The organism is Erwinia plantamica, assembly GCF_043420595.1.
Lineage (GTDB): Bacteria > Pseudomonadota > Gammaproteobacteria > Enterobacterales > Enterobacteriaceae > Erwinia > Erwinia aeris.
Window position 1 is genome coordinate 24138 of sequence record NZ_JBGCUC010000019.1, and the last position, 24119, is coordinate 48256.

Here is a 24119-nt window from a genome sequence, read left to right on the forward strand (position 1 = left end):
GGATAACAGGATGCAGCAGACTCAGCAGGACAATACGCAACAATTTAAACGCAGCATGAAGGCGCGCCATCTGGTAATGCTTTCGCTTGGCGGCGTGATCGGCACCGGCCTGTTTTTTAATACCGGCTATATTATTTCCACTACCGGTGCGGCGGGTACGCTGCTGGCCTATCTGATTGGCGCGCTGGTGGTCTATCTGGTGATGCTCAGCCTGGGCGAGCTTTCCGTCGCGATGCCCGAAACCGGCGCGTTTCACGTTTATGCCGCGCGCTACCTCAGCCCGGCGACCGGCTATACCGTGGCGTGGCTTTACTGGCTGACCTGGACCGTGGCGCTGGGATCGAGCCTGACGGCCGCCGGTTTCTGTATGCAGTACTGGTTCCCCCAGTCGCCGGTCTGGCTCTGGTGCCTGCTGTTCTGCGCGCTTATCTTCCTGCTTAACGTTATCTCTTCCCGCTTCTTCGCCGAAGGGGAGTTCTGGTTTTCGCTGATCAAGGTCATCACCATTCTGGCATTTATCGTGCTTGGCGCAGGCGCGATGTTCGGCTTTATTCCGTTAAAAGACGGCAGCAGCGCGCCGTTCTTCCACAACCTGACCGCGCACGGCTGGCTGCCGCACGGCGTGCTGCCAATTTTGATGACGATGGTGGCGGTAAACTTCGCGTTCTCCGGGACCGAGTTGATTGGCATTGCCGCTGGCGAGACGGAAAATCCGCACAAGGTGCTGCCGCTGGCGATACGCACCACGGTAGCGCGGCTGATTATTTTCTTTATCGGCACCGTGCTGATCCTGGCCGCGCTGATCCCGATGGATCAGGCCGGCATTGTGAAAAGCCCGTTTGTGCTGGTGTTTGAGAAAATTGGTATCCCTTACGCGGCCGATATCTTTAACTTCGTTATCCTGACCGCGATTCTGTCAGCCGCTAATTCCGGCCTGTACGCCTCTGGCCGGATGCTCTGGTCGCTCTCCAATCAGAACACGCTGCCGCGCTGCTTTGCCCGCCTGACCCGTCGCGGCATTCCGCTGACCGCGATTTCCGTCAGTATGCTGGGCGGCCTGCTGGCGCTGTTCTCCAGCGTGATCGCGCCGGATACGGTGTTCGTCGCGCTTTCCGCTATCTCTGGCTTTGCGGTGGTGGCCGTGTGGCTGAGCATCTGCGCCGCGCACTTTTTCTTCCGCCGGGCGCATCTGCGCGCGGGTAAACCGCTTGCCGAACTGAAATATCGCGCGCCGTGGTATCCGCTGACGCCGATTTTAGGTTTTGTGCTCTGCCTGCTGGCCTGCGTCGGGCTGGCTTTCGATCCCGAGCAGCGCATCGCGCTCTACTGCGGGCTGCCTTTTATCGCCGTCTGTTACGGCGCTTACTACCTTACTCAGCTGCTGCAAAAACGCGAGCAGGCAAAGGAGACTCCACATGTTGTCGATTGATGCCGTAAAACAGCAGGTAGCCGCCGGACTGGTGCTGGATGGCGCGATGGCTACCGAGCTGGAAGCGCGCGGCTGCGACCTGAGCGACGCGCTCTGGTCTGCGAAAGTGCTGATTGAAAATCCTGAACTGATTTATCAGGTGCATTACGACTACTTTAAAGCGGGCGCGCAGGTGGCGATCACCGCCAGCTATCAGGCGACGCCGCAGGGTTTTGCGCAGCGCGGGCTGGATGAAACGGCTGCGCTGGCGCTGATTGCCCGAAGCGTGGCGCTGGCCGTGAAGGCCCGCGAGGACTATCTGGCCGCCGCGCCGCAGGCCGGGCCGCTGCTGGTTGCCGGCTCCGTAGGGCCTTACGGCGCGTTTCTGGCCGACGGTTCCGAGTATCGCGGCGACTATGCGCTGCCGCAGGCGGAGATGATGGCTTTCCACCGGCCGCGCGTGCGGGCGCTGGTGGCGGCGGGGGCGGATATTCTGGCCTGCGAAACGCTGCCTTCCTTCGCGGAGATCAAGGCGCTGATCGCGCTACTGGCAGAGTTTCCCGCCACGCCGGCCTGGTTTTCATTTACGCTGCGCGACAGCGAACATCTCAGCGACGGCACGCCGTTAGCTGAAGTCATCGCCTTTTTGGATGCGCAGCCGCAGGCGGTGGCGCTGGGGATCAACTGTATCGCGCTGGATAAGGTGACGGCCGCGCTGAAAGTTTTCTCCGCGCTGAGCGCGAAGCCGCTGGTGGTCTATCCCAATTCCGGCGAGCAGTACGATGCCGTCAGTAAAAGCTGGCACAGCGACGCCTCGACCTGCACGCTGGCGGATAACCTTGCCGAATGGCAGGCCGCCGGCGCCAGGCTGATTGGCGGCTGCTGCCGCACCACGCCCGCCGATATTAAAGCTATCGCCCAACGCTGCCGATAATACCTTCAGAGCTTTGCACCATAACGCCCGCAGCCGCCGGGCGTTATTCGCTGCGCCCAACTATTCTCACTATTTAACCTGGCAGGAAAGCTTATGAAACGTATTTTACCGGTGCTGTTTGCAGCGTGGCTGCTTGGCGGATGCGCCACTATCGTGGGCGACAAAACCCAGGATGTGAGCATTCAGAGCTGGCCACAAGGGGCAAAATTTGTGGTGCAGGATGAAACCGGCCGGGCGGTGGCGGAAGGCTACACGCCAAAGACCGTGACGCTGGCAAAATCGGACGGCAGCTACTTCGGCAAAAAGAAATTTCTGCTGATGCTGGAGCAGCCGGGCTTCGTGCCGCAAACCATTCCGCTAAACGAGAAGGCCAACCTCTGGTATCTGCTGGGTAATATCCCGCTTGGCGGCTTCCCCGGCTGGCTGCTGGTCGATCCATTTAACGGCGGCATGTACCACATCGAAGAACCGCCAGCCCGGATCATTATGAATCCTGTCGGTGCGCGCGGCTGACGGAAAACGTGGTGGCCCGCGCTGCTGGCGGGCCGGATAGCCGGAGCTACTGCGCTGTGGGCTTAACCATCGTATGCGGCGGGCGGTGCTTAGCCAGATACTGATGCTGGAAGATGCACATGCGGATGGTATTGCGGTACTCGCCGTTGATAAAAAACTCGTGGATCAGCTCGCCTTCAATTTCAAATCCCAGCTTGGTGTAGATATGGATAGCCTTTTTATTCTCTTTATCGACGATTAAATAAAGCTTGTAGAGATTGAGAACGGAGAAACCGTACTCCATGGCCAGCAGCGCGGCCTTGCTGGCAAGACCTTTGCCCTGATGGCCGGGCGCGATAATAATCTGAAACTCCGCGCGACGGTGAATATGGTTGATTTCGACCAGCTCCACCAGGCCCACTTTATCTTCCGCATACTCCACCACGAAACGCCGTTCGCTCTGATCGTGAATGTGCTTGTCATAGAGATCGGACAGCTCGACAAACGCCTCATAAGGTTCTTCAAACCAGTAGCGCATCACGCTGGCGTTATTATCCAGCTGGTGGACAAAATGCAGATCTTCGCGTTCCAGCGGACGTAATTTTACCGATTGCTCGGCCGATAAAGCAGGCATACATCATCCTTTGTTACTGAGGCACCAGGGCAAGCAGTATAGGGCGTGCAGCGGGCGGGAAAAAGCGGGAAAACAGCACCGCCAGCGCGCAAAGGGCTGGCGGTTGAGGAAGCGTTGCGGATCAGAAGTTGTAGCCGGCCACCAGATAGTAGCCCCAGCCGGTGGATTTCACTTCAAAATTACCCGTGCCGAAGTTCAGCTCCTGGCCATCTGCCCACTGGCCGCCGTTGTGGAAGTAACGCGCCACCACAGAGTAGTGCCAGTGATCGTAAACCAGCGACAGCACGTGGCTGGAAGCGATGGAGTTGCTGGTGCGTGAAGCATCGCTCTTGTCGCGCAGATCGGAACCCCAGTCAAAGTTGGTAAAGCCGATATAGCTCAGGTTACCGCCCCACAGCGAAGTCAGCGGCACAAAGTATTTCACCTTAAAGCGATAGCCGTCCCAGCTGTTTTCGTTAGCGGCACCGTAGTTCTCCCACTGGTATTTAGCGTACACGTTCAGCGACAGGTTGACCGGCGTGTGGGTATCGATATCGGTGCCCAGGCCCATGTACCAGGTGTTCTGACGGTTGTCGCTGTTACGGCCCATATCGTAGATATAGTTGTTGGCGAAATACCACTCTTTCACCGGCCCGATGCTCAGATCGGTATTGGTCAGTTTGTCGATGGAGAAGCGCGGTTCGATCTCCATAAACATCGGCGAGCCGTGGTCGAAAATGCCGTTGGCGTTGGAGTTACCGGCACCGAAGAAGTTGGTCAGATCCAGGTAGCCGTAAAAATCAAACCAGTCTTTTTTGGCGAAGGCTTCATATTCCAGATAAACGTCGTTGTTAAACTGCGGCCCGAAACGGGTGTGATAGCTGCCTACCACGTTAACGCTCTGGTGCCACCAGTCGGAAACGTACTGCGGCTGCTCGGGGGCAGCAAAAGAAGCGGTGCTGTATGAAAGCGCCATCACTGCGCCAGCCATCAGAGATTTATATTTCATTATATTACCACATGCTTATCGACCATTTTCTGCAGCCCGCGCGATGGTCTTATCTGTCGTTATCCGGAACGGAACAGGAAGGCGGTTTCAGTGCCGAAAGCGCCCGTATAAATGCCGGAAAAGTGTGCCGTCATCCGCGCTTAAGGAAATAGATATCGCTCACAGTTGTCAAACTCTGTTTCATTTCACTTTAATTAAAGTGTGATGTAGATCACGCAAAGGACGGAACTTAAGCGGGCTGTTGCTTGTCTGCGCCGAAAAAGCCTGTTTGTCGCCAGGTAAACGTTTGCCTGTTGAAGTAAGGGGGAATGCTGAGAAAAAGAAAGCGGTGCGGGGTAAATGTTATGAGGTTGTGTTATAAGATAATCTTATATAAAGGGCGGGTTTTTGCGCATTTTTTAGCCATGTAAAGAGAGCGAAGTTGCCAGGCGGCAGGTAACGGCCGCCCCTGTTTCACGCCATCCTGGCTGGCAGTCCGGCGGCGGATAATTACCGCCGCTTTGGTTTGGCAGTCCGGCAGCGGCAGATAATTACCGCCGCTTTGGCCTTTCAATCCAACAGCAGCAGATGATTGCTACTACTGTGGCCTTTTACTCCAGCGGGGCAGATAGCTGCTGGAGCCTTTCACTCCAGCAGGGGCAGAACAGCCTCCAGCCGCCCGGCATCCTCACGATCAATTGACGCCAGCGGCTGCGGCAGATTAACCGCTTCCGTCAGGCCCAGCCTGGCGGCCAGCGCGGCGACAACCCGCAAACTGCCATATTTTGCAAACAGCGCCCAGAGCGGGGCCAGCCGATCGGAAAGGTTTTGCGCCTCCAGCTGCTGACCCGCGGCGCTCAGCCGGATAATCCGCTGGCAAACCTGCGGAAACAGGCCGCCCAGCACGGAAAACCACAGCTCGCCGCCCGCATTCAGGCCTCGCGCGGCCAGCGCGTCGCCGCTGACGCCAATGGCTATTTTGTCCGGCAATAGCTGGCGCAGACGGTCTATCCGCGCTTTTGCCTGGGCGGCATCGTCCGGCACGCCGGGAATTTTAATAGCGGCGAGCCTGGAAAGCCCGGCGAGTCGACCATATAGCTCATCGCTGAAGGTAAATTGCGTGGTGCCGGGATTGTCATACAGGCACAGCGGCACGGAAATAGCGTCGTTAACGCTTTGATACAGCTGAAACACCTCTTCTTCCCGCAGCTTCTGGTAGGAAACTGGTGCCAGCAGCAGCGCTTTCGCACCGGCCTGCTGCGCGTCTTCGGCCAGTTCCAGCACCTGACGCGTCCGCAGCGCGCCAATGCCCACCATCACCGGCACCTTTCCCGCTTCCTCGACGGCCAGCGAAACCACACGCTTTCTCTCCTCACGCGTCAGATAAGCGTAGTTGCCCGTCGAACCCAACACGCCAAGCGACGTCACTCCGGCTGCCGCCAGTCGCTGGATCAAACCGCGAAAAGCGCGCTCATCAATTTCTGTTTCATTCATTGGCGTTAAAGGGAACGCGCTGAGACCGGTAAACATAGAGGTTTCCTTAATAGCGTGACGGATAAACACGCAGCGTAGCACCAGAAGGATTTCGGTATAAGAGGGCAAACCGCAACGGGCATTTTCCCGCGGGTTCCGCCAGCTCGAAAGCAACATTTTTCCGCCGTTTAGCGCGCCCTTAATGTTGCCTTAATATTCCTGCGGGAAACTCTTCTCACCAACCTGAGGAGAACACTATGAAACAGCCGCACAGCCGTCCGCTAAGTGAATATACCGCCGTGATTTTCAGCGGCCTTGTGATCCTGGCTTTTCTGCGGGTTTGGTTCGCCGCCTGAGCTGCCGTCAGGAAAATTTTACCGAGGCGCGACAACCGCCGGTTTGCGGCCGATTTTCGAGGAAAAACTGCGCCTTATGCAGCTGGGCAATGCGGCTGACGATGCTCAGGCCCAGCCCGATGCCGCCGTAACGGCTGTCCATCCGTACAAAAGCGCGGCTCAGCTCGCCGCTTTTGCTTTCGTCAATGCCCGGCCCGCAATCCTCCACCGCCAGCACCGCGCCGGAAACGTTTTCAATGCGAACGGTCACGACGGTGCCTTTTGGGCTGTAGCGATGGGCATTCTCAAGCAGGTTCCTCAGCAGGACGCTCAGCAGCGTGGCGTCGCCGCGCACCGTGACATCCTGCGTTGCCGCCACTTCCAGCGTTTGTCCACGCTGTTGCAGCATCGCCTGCATTTCCAGGCTCATCGGCGCGATCACATCCCGCATCAGCGAAACCTGCTGATAGTTGCCGGCGGTAAAGGATTGCCCGACGCGCGCCAGTTGGAGCAGCTGAGAGACGCTGTTGGTCATCTGATCCAGACGCTCGAGCAAAGGGCGCACGTTAACGGCGTGCTTTTTCTCTATCAGCTCCAGATGCAGCCGTAGTCCGGCCAGCGGCGTGCGCAGCTCGTGGGCGACATCGGCGGTAAACAGGCGTTCGCGCTCCAGACTGGTGGTCAGACGCGTAATCAGCTGATTAACAGCCTGGGTAACGGCATCCACTTCCCGCACCGAACGGGCACAGCTGATGGGATCGAGATCGTCCTCGCTGCGGTTTTCCAGCTGCTTTTGCAGTTCAGACAGCGGCCGCGTGATCCATTTCACCACCTGGAAACAGAGCAGCAGGGCGAGCGTAATCATAATCAGGCTCGGCACGGCCAGGCTGGCGACGGCCTCATGGATCTCTTTTTCCACGTGCTTGTGCTGGTCATGATTATGCAGCGCCGCGTCCACCAGCAGCTGGATCTGCTCTTTGCTTTCGTGCCACAGCCACGCCACGCTAATCACCTGGCAGAACAGCAAAATCAGGCCAACCGCCATCAGCAGGCGAAAGCGCATCGTGTTGCCTTGACGTTGAAAGAAAAATTTACTCATTCGTATCGGCCTTGATCAGGGCATAGCCAAAGCCGCGCACGGTGCGGATCGCCGACCGGCCGATTTTTTCGCGCAGGTTGTGGATATGCACCTCCAGCGTGTTGGTGGAGGGCTCGGTTTCCCAGTTGTAGATATCGTTGTAGAGGATTTCGCGATGCACCGGCTGCCCGGCCTTAAGCATCAGCCGCGACAGAATAGCGTACTCTTTCGGCGTCAGCTCCAGCAGCCTGTCGGCAAGATGGATCTGGCGATGCGTCATATCCAGCGCCAGCTGGCCGAAAGTCAGCCTGCTGTCACCCTGGTTAACATGGCGGCGGATCAGTGCCCGGATGCGCGCCAGCAGCTCTTCCAGCGCAAAAGGTTTGATCAGATAATCGTCCGCGCCCGCGTCCAGTCCGGTGATGCGGTCGCCGACCGTATCGCGCGCGGTGAGGATCAGTACGGGATACTTTTTCTTCTGGCGGCGCAGGCGCAGCAAAAGGCGCAGGCCGTCCTCGTCCGGCAATCCCAAATCGAGGATCAGCAGGCTATAGAGGCCGCTGGCAAGCGCGGCCTGTGCGTCGTGGCTGGTGCTTACGCCGTCGCAAACGTAGCCTTCGCCTTCCAGCGCCATAAGCAAACCCTGTAGCAGCAGGGCATCGTCTTCCACCACCAGAATTTTCACCGATTTGTGCTCCGACAGGCCGTCAGGATATCGTCGCCAGGCACATACTCACGCGTCACCGTGCCGGTCAGCCCCAGCACCGTAGAGAACAGATTATCCTGCGACCACTTATTCTTCGTCAGTTTGTTCATACAGTCCATAGCCACCGCGTGGCGTTGCTGATAGTCGGGCGACAGCCAAATCAGCATCGGCACATGCTTCTGCTCTTCCGGCGCTATCGCGTAGGGCATACCATGCAGATAGACCCCGTTTTCGCCCAACGATTCCCCGTGATCGGAAAGATAGACCAGGCTGGTGGTAAAACGATCCTGGTGTGATTTTAATACGTTAATGGCTTTATCGACGATGTAATCCACATAGAGCAGGGTATTGTCGTAGGTGTTGACCAGTTGCTCCCTGGAACAGTCCTGGATCTGGTTGGTATCGCAGGTCGGCACAAAACGGCGGAACTGCGCCGGATAGCGATGATAATAGGTTGGGCCGTGGCTGCCGATAGTATGCAGCACGATAATGCCGTTGCCCTTCAGCTGGTTGATATAGTCATCCAGGCCGTGAAACAGCACGTCATCGTAGCATTCGCCATCGATGCACTCGCCAGGCAGATCCAGGCGCGTCATATCCTGATGCGGCACCCTGTCACAGGCGCCTTTACAACCGCCGTCGTTCTCATTCCACAGCACGCTCAGGCCCGCGCGCTGCACGATATCCAGCAGGCCTTCCCGATGGCTGGCAAGCACATCATCATAGTGCGTGCGCGGCATCCCGGAAAACATGCAGGGCACCGACACTGCCGTAGAGGTGCCGCAGGATAGGGTCTGCGGGAAATAGATAACGTTATCTTTCGCCAGCAGGGGATTGGTCTGGTGCGAATAGCCGGAAAGCGAAAAATCCGCCGCGCGCGAGGTTTCGCCCAGCACAATAATGGTCAGGCTTTTTTTCGTGCTGTTGAGCATTTGCGGGCTTTGATGCGCATCTTCTCCCAGCCTGACCAGCGGCAGGTGCGTCAGCTGGTTGTGCTTATACCAGGAAAGCGTTGCGGCAATACTGTTGGAAGGGCTAAGCGACTTCACCAGCTCTTTATGATTGCGAAACAGCGAGGCGTAATCTTTATAGAAGAGCAGGGCTATCAGTAGGATCAACATGGCAGAGGCGGCCAGGCTGATAGCGCGCGGTACCACGCTGCTCAACAGGCCCGACGGCGTTTTGAAGCGTATCCAGAACGCCAGCACGACGGCCAGCACGCCGGAAAGCAGCAGGCTGATAACAAACTGCGGCGTCATCAGGGCAAAGGACTCCGACGCGGTGGTATCCAGCATATTGACGATCATCGAGCGGTCGAGAACGATATTGTAGTTCCAGATAAAATACTGAGCCGCAGCGGAAACCAGGATAAACAGGGCGATAAGCAGCCTGTCCAGCCACAGAAACGAAGCCAGCGTCAGCACGATGTTAATGACGCTGAACGCTACCAGCGGCATAGAAAGGAAAACCAGCGTACAGCGCAACGTGGTAAGCGGCATGGCCGCCAGCACCTGATGGTAGAAGGCAAGATTCAGAAACAAAGCAATGTAGGCGGAAAAGAGGATCAGGAAAAGGTGTCGACTCAGCGACACTCTTTTTAGCTGCATCAGTGACATACCAGCAATCCGGAGCAAGAAAAGAGAGGCTCAGCCTGCCAGTGAAAGGTTAGGAAAACCTTAAGGCCCTTAAGAAATCGCGTCCGGCGCGCTATGCGCTTGCTGACTGCTGGCCCGGCGTCGGCACATTTTTCAGCTCGCCAGTTAACCAGAACTTTTTATAGCGAGCGGGCGGGATGCCTACCAGATTATGAAAAATACGATGAAAGTTATTGACGTTGTCATAGCCTACCGCATTCGCCACTTCCGTTACGCCCAGTTCGGTGCTGAGTAATAAAGACTGCGCTTCGCCGATCCTGCGTCGGGTCTGATACTGTTTAGGCGAATAACCTGAAAAAGCTTTAAACAGATGCGCCAGATAAAAACGATTCATTTGCAGTTCGGCCGTAATTAAACGGAAATCAAGATTGTCTTTATAATGTTCGTCAATAAAATCTTTAATACGCTGGCCTGGCGACAGTGCGTCAGGATCGCTAACTTCGTTTTTCTCCGCCCAGATTGTCCGACAAATTAACAGCAGCGCCTGCAATAAGCTGTGGCCCGTTTCGCTGGCGTAGGACTTTTTACTGTTGATATGTTGCCACATCTGTAAAAAGAGCTGGCGGATTTCGTCGTAATAAACGCCGCTCGGCATCATCGCCGTCTGGCCGCGCGGCGTTAAATGATTTAGTGGCAGCCCGTGAATACTGAGCTGTTCTACGCCGCAGCTGAATAACATCAGGTCGTCCGTAGCGTGCGGGCATTCGTCATGCAGCACGCCTGCATTAAACAGCAGCAGATCGCCCTGTTTCGCCTGATACTGACGCCCGTCGATATGATAAGTGCCGCTGCCCTGCATAATAAACATCAGCTCAAACCGCTCTTGATGACGGTGCATCACGCGCGGCGTGGCGGCGCCAATGCCGTCGGCCCGGCACATAAACAGCAAACGCGGCCGCATGCCGTTTGCAAAGCCGCCCGTGGCGGAGCAGTCGTTCAGGCAAAATGTCAGCATAATTTCTCCCGTGGCGTTCATCACTATTCTTACATCAATAGTCGCTGGCTGTAATCATCAAAATTAGTTTTTATTTTTCTATAAACTGCTGATTGATAATGGATATAGAAAAATAGTCGGCCAGAAAATCTCTGTTTTTGCTTTATGCCGCCGCAATCAACCAGCAAAAACGGCTGCCGTTGCACCGGCCGAGTCTTTTTTGAGCACATTTTGAAATAAAAGGTTCAACCGCCATCCCGTCGGCAAAAAGGTAAATCCCCTTTTTCGCTATGGCTTTTTAATGTTGACCGACAGGACGAAAATCATCAAAACGGCAGAATAAAAGCCTGATTGCCGCCCCGATTACCAGCGTAATTAATGCCGTAAGATATTATCTTCCTTGTTATTTTTAATAAAAGGAAGCGTAGAAATAATCTCTTCATTCTTGCTAAGTCAACGCGTTAAAATCAGTTTGTGATTGCTGTCACCCGCTATGGGAAAATTTAAGCGGAATATTGATCTCCACCACGGTATGAATTTTTCGTTATCTTTCTATATGGCCTTTTTCTTTCACTTCGGTATACCCTTTTCTCTGTCCGCTGTAGCCTGGGATTGTTTTTAAACGGCGGCAACAGCCATTAACGGTTTATAAAAAATGATGCAAGGCGTTCCTTAAAACCAGACGGAAAACCCTATGTATAATAAAAGTCACCTGCAAAATCCCGACCGAATGCGCTTTATTACGCTGGTCTCTACTATCGGCGGATTATGTTTCGGCTATGATACCGGCGTAATTTCCGGCGCATTAATTTTTATGAAATATGATTTTAATTTAACGCCGGTGCAGGAAGGTTTTATTACTTCCTTTTTGCTGTTCGGCGCGGCGTTGGGATCGCTGTTCGGCGGTTATTTATCCGATAAGCAGGGGCGGCGGAAAAACCTGCTGTGGGTCGCGGCGATATTTATTATTGGCGCGCTGGGCACGGCTTTCGCCTGGAATGTCCCTTCCATGATCGTCGCCCGCTTTGTCCTTGGCCTGGCCGTCGGCTGCGCTTCGGTAACCGTACCTGTTTACATCACTGAACTGGCGCGGCCAGCCCGGCGCGAGCGACTGGTTACGGTCAATGAGCTGATGATCGTTACCGGCCAGTTCCTCGCCTACTCGATGAACGCCGGTATCGTTAATTTTTATCCCGATATGTCGCATAACTGGCGCATCATGCTGGCGATCCCGGCTATTCCCGGCGCACTGCTGTGGATCGGGATGCTGATGATGCCGGAATCACCGCGCTTTCTTCTGCGCCACGGCGAAACCGATAAAGCCATAAAGGTGCTGAAAACCATCCGTCTGCCGCAAGAGGTCGATCGTGAGGTCAAAGAGATACAGCGCATTCTCCAGATTGATACGGCACGGCTGAATATCTTTGCCGAGCTGAAAAAACCCTGGGTTATCCAGCTGATTCTGATTGGCCTGATGATCGTGCTGGCCACACGCGTGACGGGCGTCAATACCATCATGTATTACGCGCCGACAGTGCTGAAAGCTACTGGTCTGGGCGATGCGGCCGCGGTCACCGGCGCGGTGGCCAACGGCGTGGTCTCCATCCTCGCAACGCTGCTGGGCATGGTGCTGATTGGCAAACACTCGCGCAGAAAAATCTTTTTCACCGGGCAGGCTGGCGTCACCCTGAGCCTGGTGCTGATCGGACTCTCCTTTAAGCTTTTCTTCCATACCGAAATCCAAAACGGCGTGGAGAGTCTGCATGCCGATTTTGCGAGCGCAAGCTACATCATCCTGGGTCTGATGCTGCTGTTTCTGGTCTTTATGCAGGGCTGGATAGCGCCGGTTTTCTGGCTGATGCTGGCGGAAATCTATCCGCTGCGGATGCGCGGCCTTGGCATGGGTATCGCCGTGTTCGGCCTGTGGATCTTCGACTTTATTATCCAGTCCATCTTCCCGCTGCTGCTGCATCACTATGGCGGCGGCATGACCTTTGGCTTCTTCGCGGCGACCAATGTCGTGATGCTGATCCTGCTGGTTAAATTTCTGCCCGAAACGCGCGGGCTGACCTTAGAACAGATTGAAAATAAATTCCGCTTTTAAAAGTGAGGTAAACGCAATGCCAGTAAATATCGGACTCATTGGCCTGGGCATGATTGGCCGCGATCATCTGCAACGCTTCAGTACAGTAATTAATAACGCCAGAGTCACGGCGGTGTGCGATATCAATAGCGGCGTAGCGGATACGCTGGCGAAGCAGTACCAGGCCACCGCTTATTATGACGCTATTGAGATGATTCATTCAGAAAGCGTGGACGCCATTTTTATTTGTTCTGTCGGCCCTGTGCACAAGGAACAGATCCTGGCCGCCATCAAAGTCGGCAAGCCAATATTTTGCGAAAAGCCGCTGACGCCGACCGCTGAAGAATCGAAAGCCATTATCGATGCGGAAACGGCATACGGTAAACGATTGCTACAGCTGGGCTTTATGCGTCGCTTCGATCCCGGCTATATCGAACTGAAAAAGAGCATCGATGCCGGCGAGCTGGGCGATATCCTGCTGATGCACTGTGCGCACCGCAATCCTTCCGTACCGGAGAGCTATACGCTGGAAATGGCGATTAACGATTCAGCAACCCATGAAATCGACATCATCCGCTACCTGCTTAACGAAAACATTGTTTCGGTACGCGTCGATATACCGCGTAAAAAAACCAGCCGCGCGCTGCCGCATTTGCAGGATCCGCTGATGGTGATTTTTGAAACGGAATCGGGCGTGCGCATCGATGACGAACTGTTTGTTAACTGCAACTACGGTTACGACATCCAGTGTGAAGTTATCGGGGAAAATGCTATCGCCAGCCTGACAGAACAGGCGCTAACCGTGAAGCGATCCGTCAGCGGCGCCGGATACCCTATCGCCAAAACCTGTATGGAACGCTTTGCCACTGCCTACGATCGGGAGGTGCAGAACTTTATCGACAATATCAGCAGCGGCAGAGAGATGAGCGGGCCGTCTTGCTGGGACGGTTACGTCGTTGCGCTGGTGTGCGATGCGGGACTCGCTTCATTGCAGGATGGCTTAAAACACGAAGTCACCGTGCCGCCGCGTCCGGCGCTCTACCGCTAATCATTAACAGGAACCGACTATGCTGGCACTTTCGCAGGACGACCTTTTTCTCGACTGCCAGGCCTCGTCAAAAACAGAGGCGATCCGTCAGGCAGCCGCAGCGCTGGAGCAGGGCGGCTACGTAAAGCATGGCTTCTTTGATGCCATGCTGGCGCGGGAAAGCAGCGTATCGACTTATCTGGGCGCGGGGATTGCTCTGCCGCACTGCGCTAAAGAGCGCATCGATCTGGTGATTAAAACCGGCTTTCAGGTTTTTCAGTTTCCACAGGGCGTGAACTGGGGGAAGGGCAAGATCGCCTTTATCGTGGTAGCGGTAGCGGCGAAGCAAAACGAGCATATCCAGGTTATCGCCGATATCGCTGACCTGTTTAGCAACGAATGGAAAAGCACGCTGCTGGCGCAGGCAACCAGCAAAACCGATTTTATTACGCTGTTTGTAAAGCCGGAATTTTAAACAGGCCGACAGCGCAATCCAGACCTGATGAATTAAGGATCACCCATGAAACTTGCACTTTGTACGGACGTCCTGGCAAATTTGTCATTTGGCGAAATGCTGGATCGGGTAAAAAGCTACGGGATTTACGGCGTGGAGATGACGGCAGGCGGCTGGTCGCCCTGTCCGCATGTGCCAACCGATGAGCTGCTGGCCTCTGCGGAAAAGCTGGCCGCTTTCCGTCATGAACTGGAACGGCGCGATATGGAGATCGTGGCGCTGAACTGTTCAGGCAATCCGCTGGCGCCAGGCGAGCTGGGGGAAAGGCATAGCAACAGCAGCTACAAAACCATTGAGCTGGCGGCCAGGCTGGGCGTGAAAAAGATTGTGATGATGAGCGGCCTGCCGGGCGGCGGCCCGGAAGATAAAATCCCAAACTGGATCGCTTCAACCGTGTCGTGGCCCGACTATATGCCTGGCGTGCTGGCTTACCAGTGGGAAGAGGTGGCTATTCCCTGGTGGAAAAAATTTGTGCAGCATGCGCGTCGGCACGGCATTGAGAAAATTGCTATAGAAGCCTTTCCGAGCCAGCTGGTTTACAACGCGTCGACGCTGCTTAAGCTACGTAGTGCGGTAGATGAGATGATAGGGATCAACCTTGATCCTTCGCATCTGATCGCCATGGGTGCCGATCCGATCGCCGCCGCCAGAAAGCTGGAAGGCGCGGTGTTCCACGTGCACGGCAAAGATGCGCGCATTGAGCGCGGTCTGGCGGATATTGATGGACTGATGGAAACGCAGCCGGTAACGGAAACGAAATCCAGAACCTGGAACTATGTAGCGGTGGGCTGCGGGAAAGATTTACTGTGGTGGAAGGAGTTTTTCTCCGTGTTGCGCATGACCGGCTACAACGACTATGTCGCGCTGGAAATGGAAGATTTGACGATGAGCGTTGAGGCCGGGCTGCAAACGTCAATTGAGGCGCTGAATGCCAGCATCAGCCGCTAGCGTTCGCTCCCCATCAGTCTGTGAAACCCTGTAGAGCCATAAAAGAAAAGGCCGCATAAGCGGCCTTCAACTCGATCACGATAAGCGATTACTCAGTGACTTTCTTTTTCAGATCGCTGGCGCCTTCTTTGGTCTTATTCCAGCCTTTTTCAGTGCCTTCTTTGGTTGCATCCCAACCTTTTTCGGTACCTTCTTTGGTCTTATGCCAGGTTTTCTGCGTGCCTTCGCTGATTTTGCTGGTGGTGTCGTGGCTTTTGCCTTCCGCCGCGTGTTCAGACTTCAGCTTCAGCTCTTTGCCTTCATTCTGGGTCTGGTGCAGTTTCTCTTTTGCCGTGTTGGCGCCTTCGTTAGCGGCGGCTACGGTGTCGTCCGTTGCGTGTGTGGCGGCAAAAACAGGAGAAGCCAGCAGCAGGGCAGAAAGTGCAATAATCGTTTTTTTCATGATTTCCTCACCAAACATTGATCCGTTGTGTAGTTAAGCATGGCACGGCAAATGACGCCCCGCCTTAGGAATAACCTGTATTTGAGCATAGCTGAAGCGGGCGATTTTGCTGCTTTACCGGTGGAATGGCGGTTAAAAAGCGCTTACGCAGGGATAAAGAGAAGGATTGCAGCAGCGAGAAAGTGGGGCCGGATACTGACGAACACAAAGTATCCGTCCGGCAGGGCCGAACGGAAAGAGGGCGGTATCATATCGATCAGGCGGCACGTACCTGCGGCATGGCGATATCGGCGCTGATGCGGGTTCCCTCGGCATCAAACACCATGCAGTGATGGGGGTAAAACCCGGGCTGTAGATGTTGATAAGGGCGGAAATGCACGTCGCCCGGCAGCAGCATCTTGAAGCCGTCGTGGCCGTGGCCCTGGCCAAACAGATAAGTATTGTTGCCAAGCCGTTCAACCACTTCGCAATGGAAATTGAGATGCAGCGGCGCGTCGCCGCCAATCTGCAGCTGCTCTGGACGAATGCCCAGCGTAATGGCGTCGCCCGGCTGCAGCTGGCGCACCGGCGGCGGCAGCTGTAGCGTATGCTCGCCCTCATTGATACTGGCGATCAGTCCGCCGGTGCCGCACTGCTGCACGCGCGCCGGCAGAAAATTCATTTTCGGCGAGCCGATAAAGCCCGCCACAAAGCGGTTTACCGGATTATAGTAGAGCGCCATCGGCGATCCGACCTGTTCCACCTTGCCGTAGTTCATTACCACGATCTTATCCGCCAGCGTCATCGCCTCGATCTGGTCGTGGGTGACATAGACCATGGTGGTTTTCAGTTCCTGATGCAGTTTGGCAATGTGCAGCCGCATATCGACGCGCAGTTCCGCGTCCAGGTTCGAGAGCGGCTCATCGAACATAAACACGCGTGGGTTGCGCACGATAGCGCGACCGATAGCGACGCGCTGGCGCTGCCCGCCGGAGAGCTGCTTCGGTTTACGGTCGAGAAGGTGGGCAAGCTGCAGCGTTTTCGACACCATCTCAACCTGATGCTGAACCTGCGCTTTCGGCACGCCGTTAACCTTCAGGCCGTAGCCGATATTCTCCGCCACCGTCATATGCGGATAGAGCGCATAGGACTGAAAGACCATCGCCACGCCGCGATGAGCGGGCGCAACGTCATTCATCACCTCATCGCCAATTAAAATCTCGCCGTCGCTGATCTCCTCCAGTCCGGCAATCAGCCGCAGCAGGGTGGATTTACCGCAGCCGGAAGGGCCGACAAAAACGGCAAACTCGCCCGCCTCAATATCAAGCTCGATATTTTTCAGCGTTTCTGTTTTTCCAAAGCGTTTGGTGACGTTTCTCAGTCTGATGCTGGACATGCGGATCCTCATGGCGAAAAGGTTTGGCTGTGGAAGTATGTAGTACGTATAACAATTACGAGCACTTCACGTCAGCCCTGATGGTGCCTGCTTTGACTATAACGCCGCCCTGATGCACGCCCTATCGCTGTTGTTGATTTCTGTAATACCGATCACACATTGATGCGAAGGGGCTGGAGCACGACGGAAGTTACGCGTAGCTTAAGCCCACAATGCGATACGTCGTTCCTGCTTTATAGATTGTGAAAGCCGAGGAAAACCGCGAACTGCGCACATGATTTCAGCATCTTTTAGTTTGAAATGTCATACCTTCACATGGGGTCTTTAATGAGAATCAAAACTGGCGTTACGCTTCTTCTGTCAGCCCTGATGCTGAATCAGGCGGCCTGGGCCGCACCACAGCTCACCGTCTGGGAAGATATTAAAAAATCGGACGGCATCAAAACGGCGATCGTCGATTTTCAAAAGCAATTTAACGTTGAGGTGAAGGTGCAGGAAATGCCGTTCGCCCAGCAGATCGAAAAATTACGGCTTGATGGCCCGGCCGGCATCGGCCCGGACGTGCTGGTGATCCCTAACGATCAGCTTGGCAGCGCGGTAGTGCAGGGGCTGCTGGCACCGCTGAACGTCGCGGCGGCAGAGCAGGCGGCCTACACGCCATCGGCCATGGCGGCATTTGTGCACGATAAGGTGGTTTACGGCATCCCGAAGGCGGTGGAAACGCTGGTGCTGATTTACAACAAGGATCTGCTGCCGTCACCGCTGAAATCGCTGGATGAATATCGCGCTTTCTCTCAGAAGCAGCGCGCGGCGCAGCAATACGGCCTGCTGGCGAAGTTCGACCAGCTTTACTACAGCTGGGGCGTTATGTCGCCAATGGGCGCTTACATCTTTGGCAAAGACGGCAAGGGCGCGCTCGCGACCCAGGATGTCGGGTTAAATACGCCCGGCAGCGTTGAAGCAGTTACTTACCTCAAGCGCTTCTTCAGCGAAGGACTGTTGCCGAGCGGCATTATGGGCGACAACGGCCTGAATGCTATCGACTCACTGTTTACCGAGAAAAAAGCCGCGGCGGTTATCAACGGGCCGTGGGCCTTCCAGCCCTATCAGGCGGCGGGCATCAACTATGGCGTAACGCCGCTGCCGCTGCTGCCCAACGGCAAGCCGATGAGCTCGTTCCTGGGCGTAAAAGGCTATGTGGTGTCGACCTGGAGTAAAGATCGGGCGCTGGCGCAGAAGTTCATCACTTTTATCAACCAGCCGCAGTATGCGAAAGAACGCTATCAGAAGACGCAGGAGATCCCGCCGGTGACCGCGCTGATGAACGATCCGATCATCAAAAACGATGAGAAAGCGAATGCGGTAGCGGTGCAGGCGACCCGCGCCTCCGCGATGCCGGGCGTGCCGGAGATGCAGGAAGTCTGGGGCCCGGCCAATGCCGCGCTGGAGCTGAGCGTTTCCGGCAAGCAGGAACCGAAGGCCGCGCTGGATAACGCCGTGAAGCAAATTTCAATGCAGATCGAAGCGATGCAGGCCAGTAACCAGTAATGCAGGTTCGCGGGGCAACCCGCACAGGATAAGGATCCGGGTGTGACTATTTCTTCCGATGAAAAGCTGGCGATGCCTAAGCGTCCGCGCCGCCATGCGACGACCGGCGCGCTGCTGGCGCTGCTGCCTGGCTGCGGCCAGTTTTATCACCGCCAGTGGGCCAAAGGGCTCTGCTTTCTGGTTTTGCTGTGCAGCTTTACCGGCGTCTTCCACGATTTTCTCCGCGAGGGGCTGTGGGGGCTTTATACGCTGGGCGAAGAGGTGCCGCGCGATAACTCGATCTTTCTGCTGGCGGAGGGCATTATCAGCGTGCTTATCGTTGCCTTTGGGGTGGCGATTTGGGCGCTGTCGGTGCGCGATGCCTGGCTTAACGGCGCAAAGCGCGATAACCATCAGCCGCTGAACAGCGTGCGCCAGCAGTATCAGCTGCTGCTGCGTGACGGCTTTCCCTACCTGATGATTTCGCCCGGCTTTATCCTGCTGGTGTTTGTGGTGGTGTTTCCGATCCTGTTTGGTTTCGCCATCGCCTTCACCAACTATAACCTCTATCACACGCCGCCGGCGAAGCTGGTGGACTGGGTCGGCTTCAAAAACTTCGTTAATATTTTCACCCTGTCGATCTGGCGCTCCACTTTCCTGGACGTGCTGCAGTGGACGGTGGTGTGGACGCTGCTGGCCACCACGCTACAGTGTAGCGTCGGCGTCATGCTGGCGATCCTGGTCAACCAGAAAGACCTGCGCTTTAAGCCGCTTATCCGCACTATTTTTATCCTGCCGTGGGCGGTGCCGGGCTTTGTCACTATTTTGGTGTTTGCCGGTATGTTCAACGACAGCTTTGGCGTGATCAACAATGCCATTCTCCATTTCTTTGGGATTGCGCCGAAGGCGTGGATGACCGATCCCTTCTGGAGTAAAACCGCGCTGATCCTGATGCAGACCTGGCTCGGCTTTCCGTTTGTCTTCGCCATGACCACCGGCGTATTGCAGGCGATCCCCGACGATCTCTACGAGGCGGCGATCATGGACGGCGCCAGCGCGTGGACGCGGCTGAAAACCATCACGCTGCCGCTGGTGCTCTACGCCATTGCGCCGATCATCATCACCCAGTACACCTTCAACTTTAATAATTTCAACATTATCTACCTGTTTAACAACGGCGGGCCGGCGGTAGCGGGATCGAACGCTGGCGGGACCGATATCCTGGTGTCATGGATCTACAAGCTCACCATGTCGTCGTCGCAGTACGCTATCGCCGCCACCATCACTATTTTGCTGTCGATTTTCGTGGTGGGTCTTGCGCTGTGGCAGTTCCGCGCAACCCGATCGTTTAAACAAGATGAGATGGCGTAAGGAAGCAATTATGGCGAAGTCCGTGAGTATTAAACGCGAAAAATGGGTGCGCCTGTCGTTGACCTGGCTGGTGGTGTTAGTGGTCTCGACCATTATTATTTATCCGCTGATCTGGACGGTAGGCGCGTCGCTGAACGCCGGCAATAGCCTGCTCAGCAGCTCGATCATCCCGGAAAACGCCTCGTTGCAGCACTATCGCAACCTGTTCAACGGCACCGTGCCTTACCTGACCTGGTACTGGAACTCGATGAAAATCAGCTTCCTGACCATGGTGTTGACCCTGCTCAGCGTCAGCTGTACGGCCTATGCCTTTTCGCGCTTTCGCTTCAAAGGACGGCAAAACGGGCTGATGCTGTTTCTGCTGCTGCAGATGATCCCGCAGTTTTCCGCGCTAATCGCTATTTTCGTGCTGTCGCAGCTGCTGGGGCTGATTAACAGCCATATTGCGCTGGTGCTGATATACGTGGGCGGCATGATCCCGATGAACACTTATCTGATGAAGGGCTATCTCGATTCTATCCCTAAAGATCTGGATGAATCGGCACGCATGGACGGCGCGGGCAACTTCCGTATCTTTGTGGAGATTATTATGCCGCTGTCGAAGCCGATCCTGGCGGTGGTGGCGCTGTTCTCCTTCACCGGGCCGCTGGGTGATTTTATCCTGTCCAGCACCATCCTGCGTACCCCCGAGCAATTCACGCTGCCGATTGGCCTTTATAACCTGGTGTCGCAAAAGATGGGCGCCAGCTATACCACCTACGCGGCAGGCGCGGTGCTGATTGCGCTGCCGGTCGCCGTCTTTTATCTGGCACTGCAGAAATACTTCGTCTCCGGCCTGACCTCAGGCGGCACCAAAGGATAAATCATGACACCAAAAACCTTACTTCTCGCCCTGGCGCTGGCCTGGGCGACACCGCTGCTCGCCGCCGATCCGGCACCTGTCGCCTCCGCCGGGCCGTGGCCAGCGGATTTTGTGAAGGGTGCGGATATCTCTTCACTGGCGGAACTGGAGCGACAGGGCGCGAAATTCTATAACGCGGCCAATCAGCAGCAGGATGCCATCGCCATCCTGAAAGCCAACGGCATCAATACCGTTCGTCTACGGCTGTGGGTCGATCCCCGCGACGGCAGCGGCCATACCTACGGCGGCGGCGGTAACGATCTGCCGACCACATTGGCGCTGGCAAAACGCGTAAAAGCCGCGGGCCTGAAGCTGCTGCTCGACATCCATTACAGCGACTTCTGGACCGATCCCGGCAAGCAGTTCAAGCCTAAAGCCTGGCAGTCGTTGCCGTTCCCGCAGCTGGAAACTGCGGTGCATGACTATACGCGCGACGCCATCGCCCGCTTTAAGGCGGAAGGCGTAATGCCGGATATCGTGCAGATCGGCAACGAGCTGAACGGCGGCATGCTCTGGCCAGAGGGCAAAAGCTGGGGGCAGAACGGCGGCGAGTTCGATCGGCTGGCGGCCCTGCTGAAAGCGGGCATCAGTGGCCTGCGCGAAAACCTCAGCGATCCGCAGCAGGTGAAGATCATGCTGCATCTGGCCGAAGGCACCAAAAACGACATGTTCCGCTGGTGGTTTGATGAAATCGTCAAGCGCCAGGTGCCGTTCGATATTATCGGCCTGTCGATGTACACCTACTGGAACGGCCCGATTAGCGCGCTGAAAGTCAATATGGACGACATCAGCCAGCGCTATAACAAAGACGTAATGGTGGTGGAGGCCGCCTATGGCTACACGCTGGAAAACTGCGATAGCGCCGAAAACAGCTTCCAGGCTAAAGAGGAACAGGCGGGCGGCTATCCCGGCACGGTGGCCGGTCAGGCGGCTTATCTGCACGATCTGATCAAAGCGGTGCTGGCGGTGCCGAACCATCGCGGCAAGGGCGTGGTGTACTGGGAACCGGCCTGGATCCCGGCGCCGGGCAATACCTGGGCGACGCCAGCCGGGATGAAGTATATCCACGACGAGTGGAAGCAGGGTAACGCCCGCGAAAATCAGGCGTTGTTTGACTGTCACGGCAAGGCGCTGCCTTCGCTACAGGTTTTTCATTAATCCATTGGCGCTATCGCTGATATTTCTGACACCTCAAAGGAACAGGTATGAATAAATTTCCCCCGCTCAGCGCCAGGGTCAACGCGCTGCTGCACGGCGCTGACTACAACCCGGAACAGTGGGCTCACCAGCCGGGTATCATTGATGATGATGTAGCGATGATGAAGCAGGCACGCTGTAACGTGATGTCCGTCGGCATTTTCAGCTGGGCGAAGCTGGAGCCGGAGGAGGGACGCTACGATTTCGCCTGGCTGGACAACGTGCTGGACAAGCTGCACCAGCAGGACATCTCGGTGTTCCTCGCCACGCCCAGCGGCGCGCGTCCGGCCTGGATGTCGCAGAAATACCCGCAGGTGCTGCGTGTTGGACGCGATCGCGTACCCGCGCTGCATGGCGGCCGACATAACCACTGTATGACCTCGCCGGTTTACCGCCAGAAAGTGCGGGCGATGAATGAACAGCTGGCCGCGCGCTATGCGCACCATCCGGCGGTAATCGGCTGGCACATTTCCAATGAGTACGGCGGCGAATGCCATTGCGATCGCTGCCAGGAAGCTTTTCGCGGCTGGCTGCAGCACCGTTACGAAACGCTGGAAAATCTTAATCACGCCTGGTGGAGCGATTTCTGGAGCCACACCTACAGCGACTGGTCGCAGGTTGTCTCGCCGGCTCCGCAGGGCGAAGTCTCGATCCATGGCCTGAACCTCGACTGGCGGCGGTTTATGACCGATCAGGTCACCGACTTCTGTCGTGAAGAGATCAAACCGCTGAAGGCGGCGAACCCGGCGCTACCGGCAACCACCAACTTTATGGAGTACTTTTACGATTACGACTACTGGAAGCTGGCGCAGGCGCTTGATTTCATCTCATGGGACAGCTATCCCATGTGGCACAACGACAAGGATGAAACCGCGCTCGCCTGCTATACCGCGATGTATCACGACCTGATGCGTACTCTGAAGCAGGGCAAACCCTTTGTGCTGATGGAGTCGACGCCGAGCGCCACCAACTGGCAGCCAACCAGCAAGCTTAAAAAGCCGGGTATGCATATCCTTTCCTCGCTCCAGGCGGTGGCGCATGGCGCGGACTCGGTGCAGTACTTTCAGTGGCGCAAAAGCCGCGGTTCGGTTGAAAAATTCCATGGCGCAGTGATAGACCACGTCGGCCATCTCGATACCCGCACCGGGCGTGAAGTCAGCGAGCTGGGCCGGATGCTGGCGGCGATGACGCCGGTAGTCGGCAGCCGGACTGAAGCCAAAGTGGCGATCGTCTTTGACTGGGAAAGCCGCTGGGCAATGGACAATGCCCAAGGGCCGCGCAATCTGGGCCTGCATTATGAGCGCACCGTCAACGAACACTATCGCGCGTTCTGGGAGCAGGGCGTGGCGGTGGATGTGATTAACGGCGACAGCGATTTCAGCGGCTATGCGCTGGTGATAGCGCCCATGCTCTATATGGTGCGCGACGGCTTTGCCGGGCGTGTGCAGCAGCATCTGGAGCAGGGCGGCCACTTTGTTTCCAGCTACTGGAGCGGCATCGTCAATGAAAGCGATCTCTGCTATCCCGGCGGATTTCCAGGCCCGCTGCGGCCGCTGCTGGGTATCTGGGCGGAAGAGATCGATAGCCTGACGGATGAAGAGTTCAACGGCGTGCGCGGCGTGCGCGGCAACGAGCTTGGCCTGAGCGGGCCTTATCAGGCACGCGAGCTTTGCGAGCATATCCATCTGGAAGGCGCTACGGCGCTGGCCAGCTATGAGAGCGACTTCTACGCCGGTACGCCTGCTGTCACCGTTAACCGCGTTGGCCAGGGCAAAGCCTGGTATATCGCATCGCGTAACGATCTGGCGTTCCATCGTGACTTCTACGGCGCGCTGATTAAACAGCTGGCGCTGCCGCGCGCGCTGGCGATCGATCTGCCGCCAGGCGTCACGGCCCAGCGGCGCACCGATGGCGAACGTGCCTTTATCTTTCTGCAGAATTTTAGCGGCCAAACGCATCATCTACAGCTACCGGCGGGGCTTGAGGATTTAATTGACGGCACGCCGCTGGCCGGGCCGCTGACGCTGGTGCCGTGGGGCTGCCGCGTTTTGTGCGCGCCGCTGGCTTGATGGAGCGGTAAGCGTTGTCAGTAAGATGGCGGGCAGCAGCCCGCCTTTT

The 24119-nt window shown here is 56.2% G+C and carries 21 protein-coding genes; 12 read left to right on the top strand and 9 right to left on the bottom strand.

Annotation, left to right across the window (positions count from 1 at the left end; translation table 11 throughout):
- Positions 1-10: 10 nt before the first annotated feature.
- The 3 genes from mmuP (at position 11) to AB3U87_RS18185 (ending at position 2855) form a co-directional block, all read left to right on the top strand.
- Positions 11-1429: an S-methylmethionine permease gene (gene mmuP, locus AB3U87_RS18175; protein ID WP_253459077.1), complete on the top strand. Its 1419-nt coding sequence runs from the start codon at positions 11-13 to the stop codon at positions 1427-1429.
- A complete protein-coding gene (gene mmuM, locus AB3U87_RS18180) occupies positions 1416-2342 on the top strand; it encodes a homocysteine S-methyltransferase (RefSeq protein ID WP_253459080.1) in 927 nt (308 codons plus the stop codon). Before mmuP ends, mmuM begins: the two co-directional genes overlap by 14 nt.
- Positions 2343-2435: 93 nt before the next feature.
- Complete coding sequence (locus tag AB3U87_RS18185; protein WP_125289397.1) at positions 2436-2855, top strand: hypothetical protein; 420 nt, start codon at positions 2436-2438, stop codon at positions 2853-2855.
- 46 nt (positions 2856-2901) lie between these two features.
- Here AB3U87_RS18185 and speG read toward each other — a convergent pair whose 3' ends face one another.
- The 7 genes from speG to AB3U87_RS18220 form a co-directional block, all read right to left on the bottom strand.
- A complete protein-coding gene (gene speG, locus AB3U87_RS18190) occupies positions 2902-3468 on the bottom strand; it encodes a spermidine N1-acetyltransferase (protein ID WP_253459083.1) in 567 nt (188 codons plus the stop codon).
- A gap of 121 nt (positions 3469-3589) precedes the next feature.
- Positions 3590-4456 (bottom strand): nucleoside-specific channel-forming protein Tsx, encoded by an 867-nt coding sequence (locus AB3U87_RS18195; RefSeq protein WP_253459086.1) that lies wholly within the window; start codon positions 4454-4456, stop codon positions 3590-3592.
- Positions 4457-5080: 624 nt separating this feature from the next.
- Positions 5081-5965 (bottom strand): dihydrodipicolinate synthase family protein, encoded by an 885-nt coding sequence (locus tag AB3U87_RS18200; protein WP_301252684.1) that lies wholly within the window; start codon positions 5963-5965, stop codon positions 5081-5083.
- A 306-nt stretch (positions 5966-6271) separates the two neighbouring features.
- On the bottom strand, positions 6272-7342 hold the full coding sequence (gene pmrB, locus AB3U87_RS18205; protein ID WP_253459093.1) for a two-component system sensor histidine kinase PmrB: 1071 nt from the start codon (positions 7340-7342) through the stop codon (positions 6272-6274).
- Positions 7335-8006, bottom strand: a complete 672-nt coding sequence (gene pmrA / locus AB3U87_RS18210) for a two-component system response regulator PmrA (protein ID WP_301252682.1) — start codon at positions 8004-8006, stop codon at positions 7335-7337. Before pmrA ends, pmrB begins: the two co-directional genes overlap by 8 nt.
- The gene (gene eptA / locus AB3U87_RS18215; RefSeq protein WP_394150011.1) at positions 8003-9643 is read right to left on the bottom strand and encodes a phosphoethanolamine transferase EptA; all 1641 of its coding nucleotides are present in this window, start codon (positions 9641-9643) and stop codon (positions 8003-8005) included. The genes pmrA and eptA overlap by 4 nt, the downstream gene beginning before the upstream one ends.
- A 91-nt stretch (positions 9644-9734) precedes the next feature.
- Positions 9735-10637, bottom strand: coding sequence for an AraC family transcriptional regulator (locus AB3U87_RS18220; RefSeq protein ID WP_394150013.1), 903 nt, complete (start codon positions 10635-10637; stop codon positions 9735-9737).
- A gap of 673 nt (positions 10638-11310) precedes the next feature.
- Between AB3U87_RS18220 and AB3U87_RS18225 the strand changes: the two genes are divergently transcribed.
- From AB3U87_RS18225 to AB3U87_RS18240, 4 genes are read left to right on the top strand one after another with little or no spacing between them, the layout of a single operon-like run.
- Positions 11311-12720, top strand: coding sequence for a sugar porter family MFS transporter (locus AB3U87_RS18225; protein WP_369896956.1), 1410 nt, complete (start codon positions 11311-11313; stop codon positions 12718-12720).
- Positions 12721-12736: 16 nt separating this feature from the next.
- Entirely contained in the window at positions 12737-13747 is a 1011-nt protein-coding gene (locus AB3U87_RS18230) for a Gfo/Idh/MocA family protein (protein ID WP_253459107.1), read from the top strand.
- A 19-nt stretch (positions 13748-13766) separates the two neighbouring features.
- A complete protein-coding gene (locus tag AB3U87_RS18235) occupies positions 13767-14201 on the top strand; it encodes a PTS mannitol transporter subunit IIA (protein ID WP_253459110.1) in 435 nt (144 codons plus the stop codon).
- A 45-nt stretch (positions 14202-14246) separates the two neighbouring features.
- The gene (locus AB3U87_RS18240) at positions 14247-15188 is read left to right on the top strand and encodes a sugar phosphate isomerase/epimerase family protein (RefSeq protein WP_394150016.1); all 942 of its coding nucleotides are present in this window, start codon (positions 14247-14249) and stop codon (positions 15186-15188) included.
- Positions 15189-15276: 88 nt separating this feature from the next.
- On the opposite strand, the gene AB3U87_RS18245 is transcribed toward AB3U87_RS18240, so the two are convergent.
- Both AB3U87_RS18245 and AB3U87_RS18250 read right to left on the bottom strand, forming a co-directional pair.
- The gene (locus AB3U87_RS18245) at positions 15277-15630 is read right to left on the bottom strand and encodes a hypothetical protein (protein ID WP_253459116.1); all 354 of its coding nucleotides are present in this window, start codon (positions 15628-15630) and stop codon (positions 15277-15279) included.
- A 256-nt stretch (positions 15631-15886) separates the two neighbouring features.
- Complete coding sequence (locus AB3U87_RS18250; protein WP_253459119.1) at positions 15887-17005, bottom strand: ABC transporter ATP-binding protein; 1119 nt, start codon at positions 17003-17005, stop codon at positions 15887-15889.
- A 327-nt stretch (positions 17006-17332) separates the two neighbouring features.
- On the opposite strand from AB3U87_RS18250, the gene AB3U87_RS18255 reads away from it, so the two are divergent.
- The 5 genes from AB3U87_RS18255 to AB3U87_RS18275 all read left to right on the top strand — a co-directional run bounded on the left by AB3U87_RS18255 (position 17333) and on the right by AB3U87_RS18275 (position 24070).
- The gene (locus AB3U87_RS18255; RefSeq protein ID WP_253459121.1) at positions 17333-18553 is read left to right on the top strand and encodes an extracellular solute-binding protein; all 1221 of its coding nucleotides are present in this window, start codon (positions 17333-17335) and stop codon (positions 18551-18553) included.
- A gap of 72 nt (positions 18554-18625) precedes the next feature.
- Positions 18626-19903, top strand: a complete 1278-nt coding sequence (locus AB3U87_RS18260) for a carbohydrate ABC transporter permease (RefSeq protein WP_301289828.1) — start codon at positions 18626-18628, stop codon at positions 19901-19903.
- A gap of 10 nt (positions 19904-19913) precedes the next feature.
- Positions 19914-20765, top strand: coding sequence for a sugar ABC transporter permease (locus AB3U87_RS18265; protein WP_394150019.1), 852 nt, complete (start codon positions 19914-19916; stop codon positions 20763-20765).
- Positions 20766-20768: 3 nt separating this feature from the next.
- Entirely contained in the window at positions 20769-21962 is a 1194-nt protein-coding gene (locus AB3U87_RS18270) for a glycoside hydrolase family 53 protein (RefSeq protein ID WP_394150021.1), read from the top strand.
- A gap of 47 nt (positions 21963-22009) precedes the next feature.
- A complete protein-coding gene (locus AB3U87_RS18275) occupies positions 22010-24070 on the top strand; it encodes a beta-galactosidase (protein ID WP_394150023.1) in 2061 nt (686 codons plus the stop codon).
- The last annotated feature ends 49 nt before the right edge of the window (positions 24071-24119 follow it).

What these genes read in the sequence shown, in the direction of transcription:
- mmuP (WP_253459077.1), top strand. Translation starts at nt 11, where the DNA reads ATGCAGCAGACTCAGCAGGACAATACGCAACAATTTAAACGCAGCATG.
- mmuM (WP_253459080.1), top strand. Translation starts at nt 1,416, where the DNA reads ATGTTGTCGATTGATGCCGTAAAACAGCAGGTAGCCGCCGGACTGGTG.
- AB3U87_RS18185 (WP_125289397.1), top strand. Translation starts at nt 2,436, where the DNA reads ATGAAACGTATTTTACCGGTGCTGTTTGCAGCGTGGCTGCTTGGCGGA.
- speG (WP_253459083.1), bottom strand. Translation starts at nt 3,468, where the DNA reads ATGCCTGCTTTATCGGCCGAGCAATCGGTAAAATTACGTCCGCTGGAA.
- AB3U87_RS18195 (WP_253459086.1), bottom strand. Translation starts at nt 4,456, where the DNA reads ATGAAATATAAATCTCTGATGGCTGGCGCAGTGATGGCGCTTTCATAC.
- AB3U87_RS18200 (WP_301252684.1), bottom strand. Translation starts at nt 5,965, where the DNA reads ATGTTTACCGGTCTCAGCGCGTTCCCTTTAACGCCAATGAATGAAACA.
- pmrB (WP_253459093.1), bottom strand. Translation starts at nt 7,342, where the DNA reads ATGAGTAAATTTTTCTTTCAACGTCAAGGCAACACGATGCGCTTTCGC.
- eptA (WP_394150011.1), bottom strand. Translation starts at nt 9,643, where the DNA reads ATGTCACTGATGCAGCTAAAAAGAGTGTCGCTGAGTCGACACCTTTTC.
- AB3U87_RS18220 (WP_394150013.1), bottom strand. Translation starts at nt 10,637, where the DNA reads ATGCTGACATTTTGCCTGAACGACTGCTCCGCCACGGGCGGCTTTGCA.
- AB3U87_RS18225 (WP_369896956.1), top strand. Translation starts at nt 11,311, where the DNA reads ATGTATAATAAAAGTCACCTGCAAAATCCCGACCGAATGCGCTTTATT.
- AB3U87_RS18230 (WP_253459107.1), top strand. Translation starts at nt 12,737, where the DNA reads ATGCCAGTAAATATCGGACTCATTGGCCTGGGCATGATTGGCCGCGAT.
- AB3U87_RS18235 (WP_253459110.1), top strand. Translation starts at nt 13,767, where the DNA reads ATGCTGGCACTTTCGCAGGACGACCTTTTTCTCGACTGCCAGGCCTCG.
- AB3U87_RS18240 (WP_394150016.1), top strand. Translation starts at nt 14,247, where the DNA reads ATGAAACTTGCACTTTGTACGGACGTCCTGGCAAATTTGTCATTTGGC.
- AB3U87_RS18245 (WP_253459116.1), bottom strand. Translation starts at nt 15,630, where the DNA reads ATGAAAAAAACGATTATTGCACTTTCTGCCCTGCTGCTGGCTTCTCCT.
- AB3U87_RS18250 (WP_253459119.1), bottom strand. Translation starts at nt 17,005, where the DNA reads ATGTCCAGCATCAGACTGAGAAACGTCACCAAACGCTTTGGAAAAACA.
- AB3U87_RS18255 (WP_253459121.1), top strand. Translation starts at nt 17,333, where the DNA reads ATGAGAATCAAAACTGGCGTTACGCTTCTTCTGTCAGCCCTGATGCTG.
- AB3U87_RS18260 (WP_301289828.1), top strand. Translation starts at nt 18,626, where the DNA reads ATGCCTAAGCGTCCGCGCCGCCATGCGACGACCGGCGCGCTGCTGGCG.
- AB3U87_RS18265 (WP_394150019.1), top strand. Translation starts at nt 19,914, where the DNA reads ATGGCGAAGTCCGTGAGTATTAAACGCGAAAAATGGGTGCGCCTGTCG.
- AB3U87_RS18270 (WP_394150021.1), top strand. Translation starts at nt 20,769, where the DNA reads ATGACACCAAAAACCTTACTTCTCGCCCTGGCGCTGGCCTGGGCGACA.
- AB3U87_RS18275 (WP_394150023.1), top strand. Translation starts at nt 22,010, where the DNA reads ATGAATAAATTTCCCCCGCTCAGCGCCAGGGTCAACGCGCTGCTGCAC.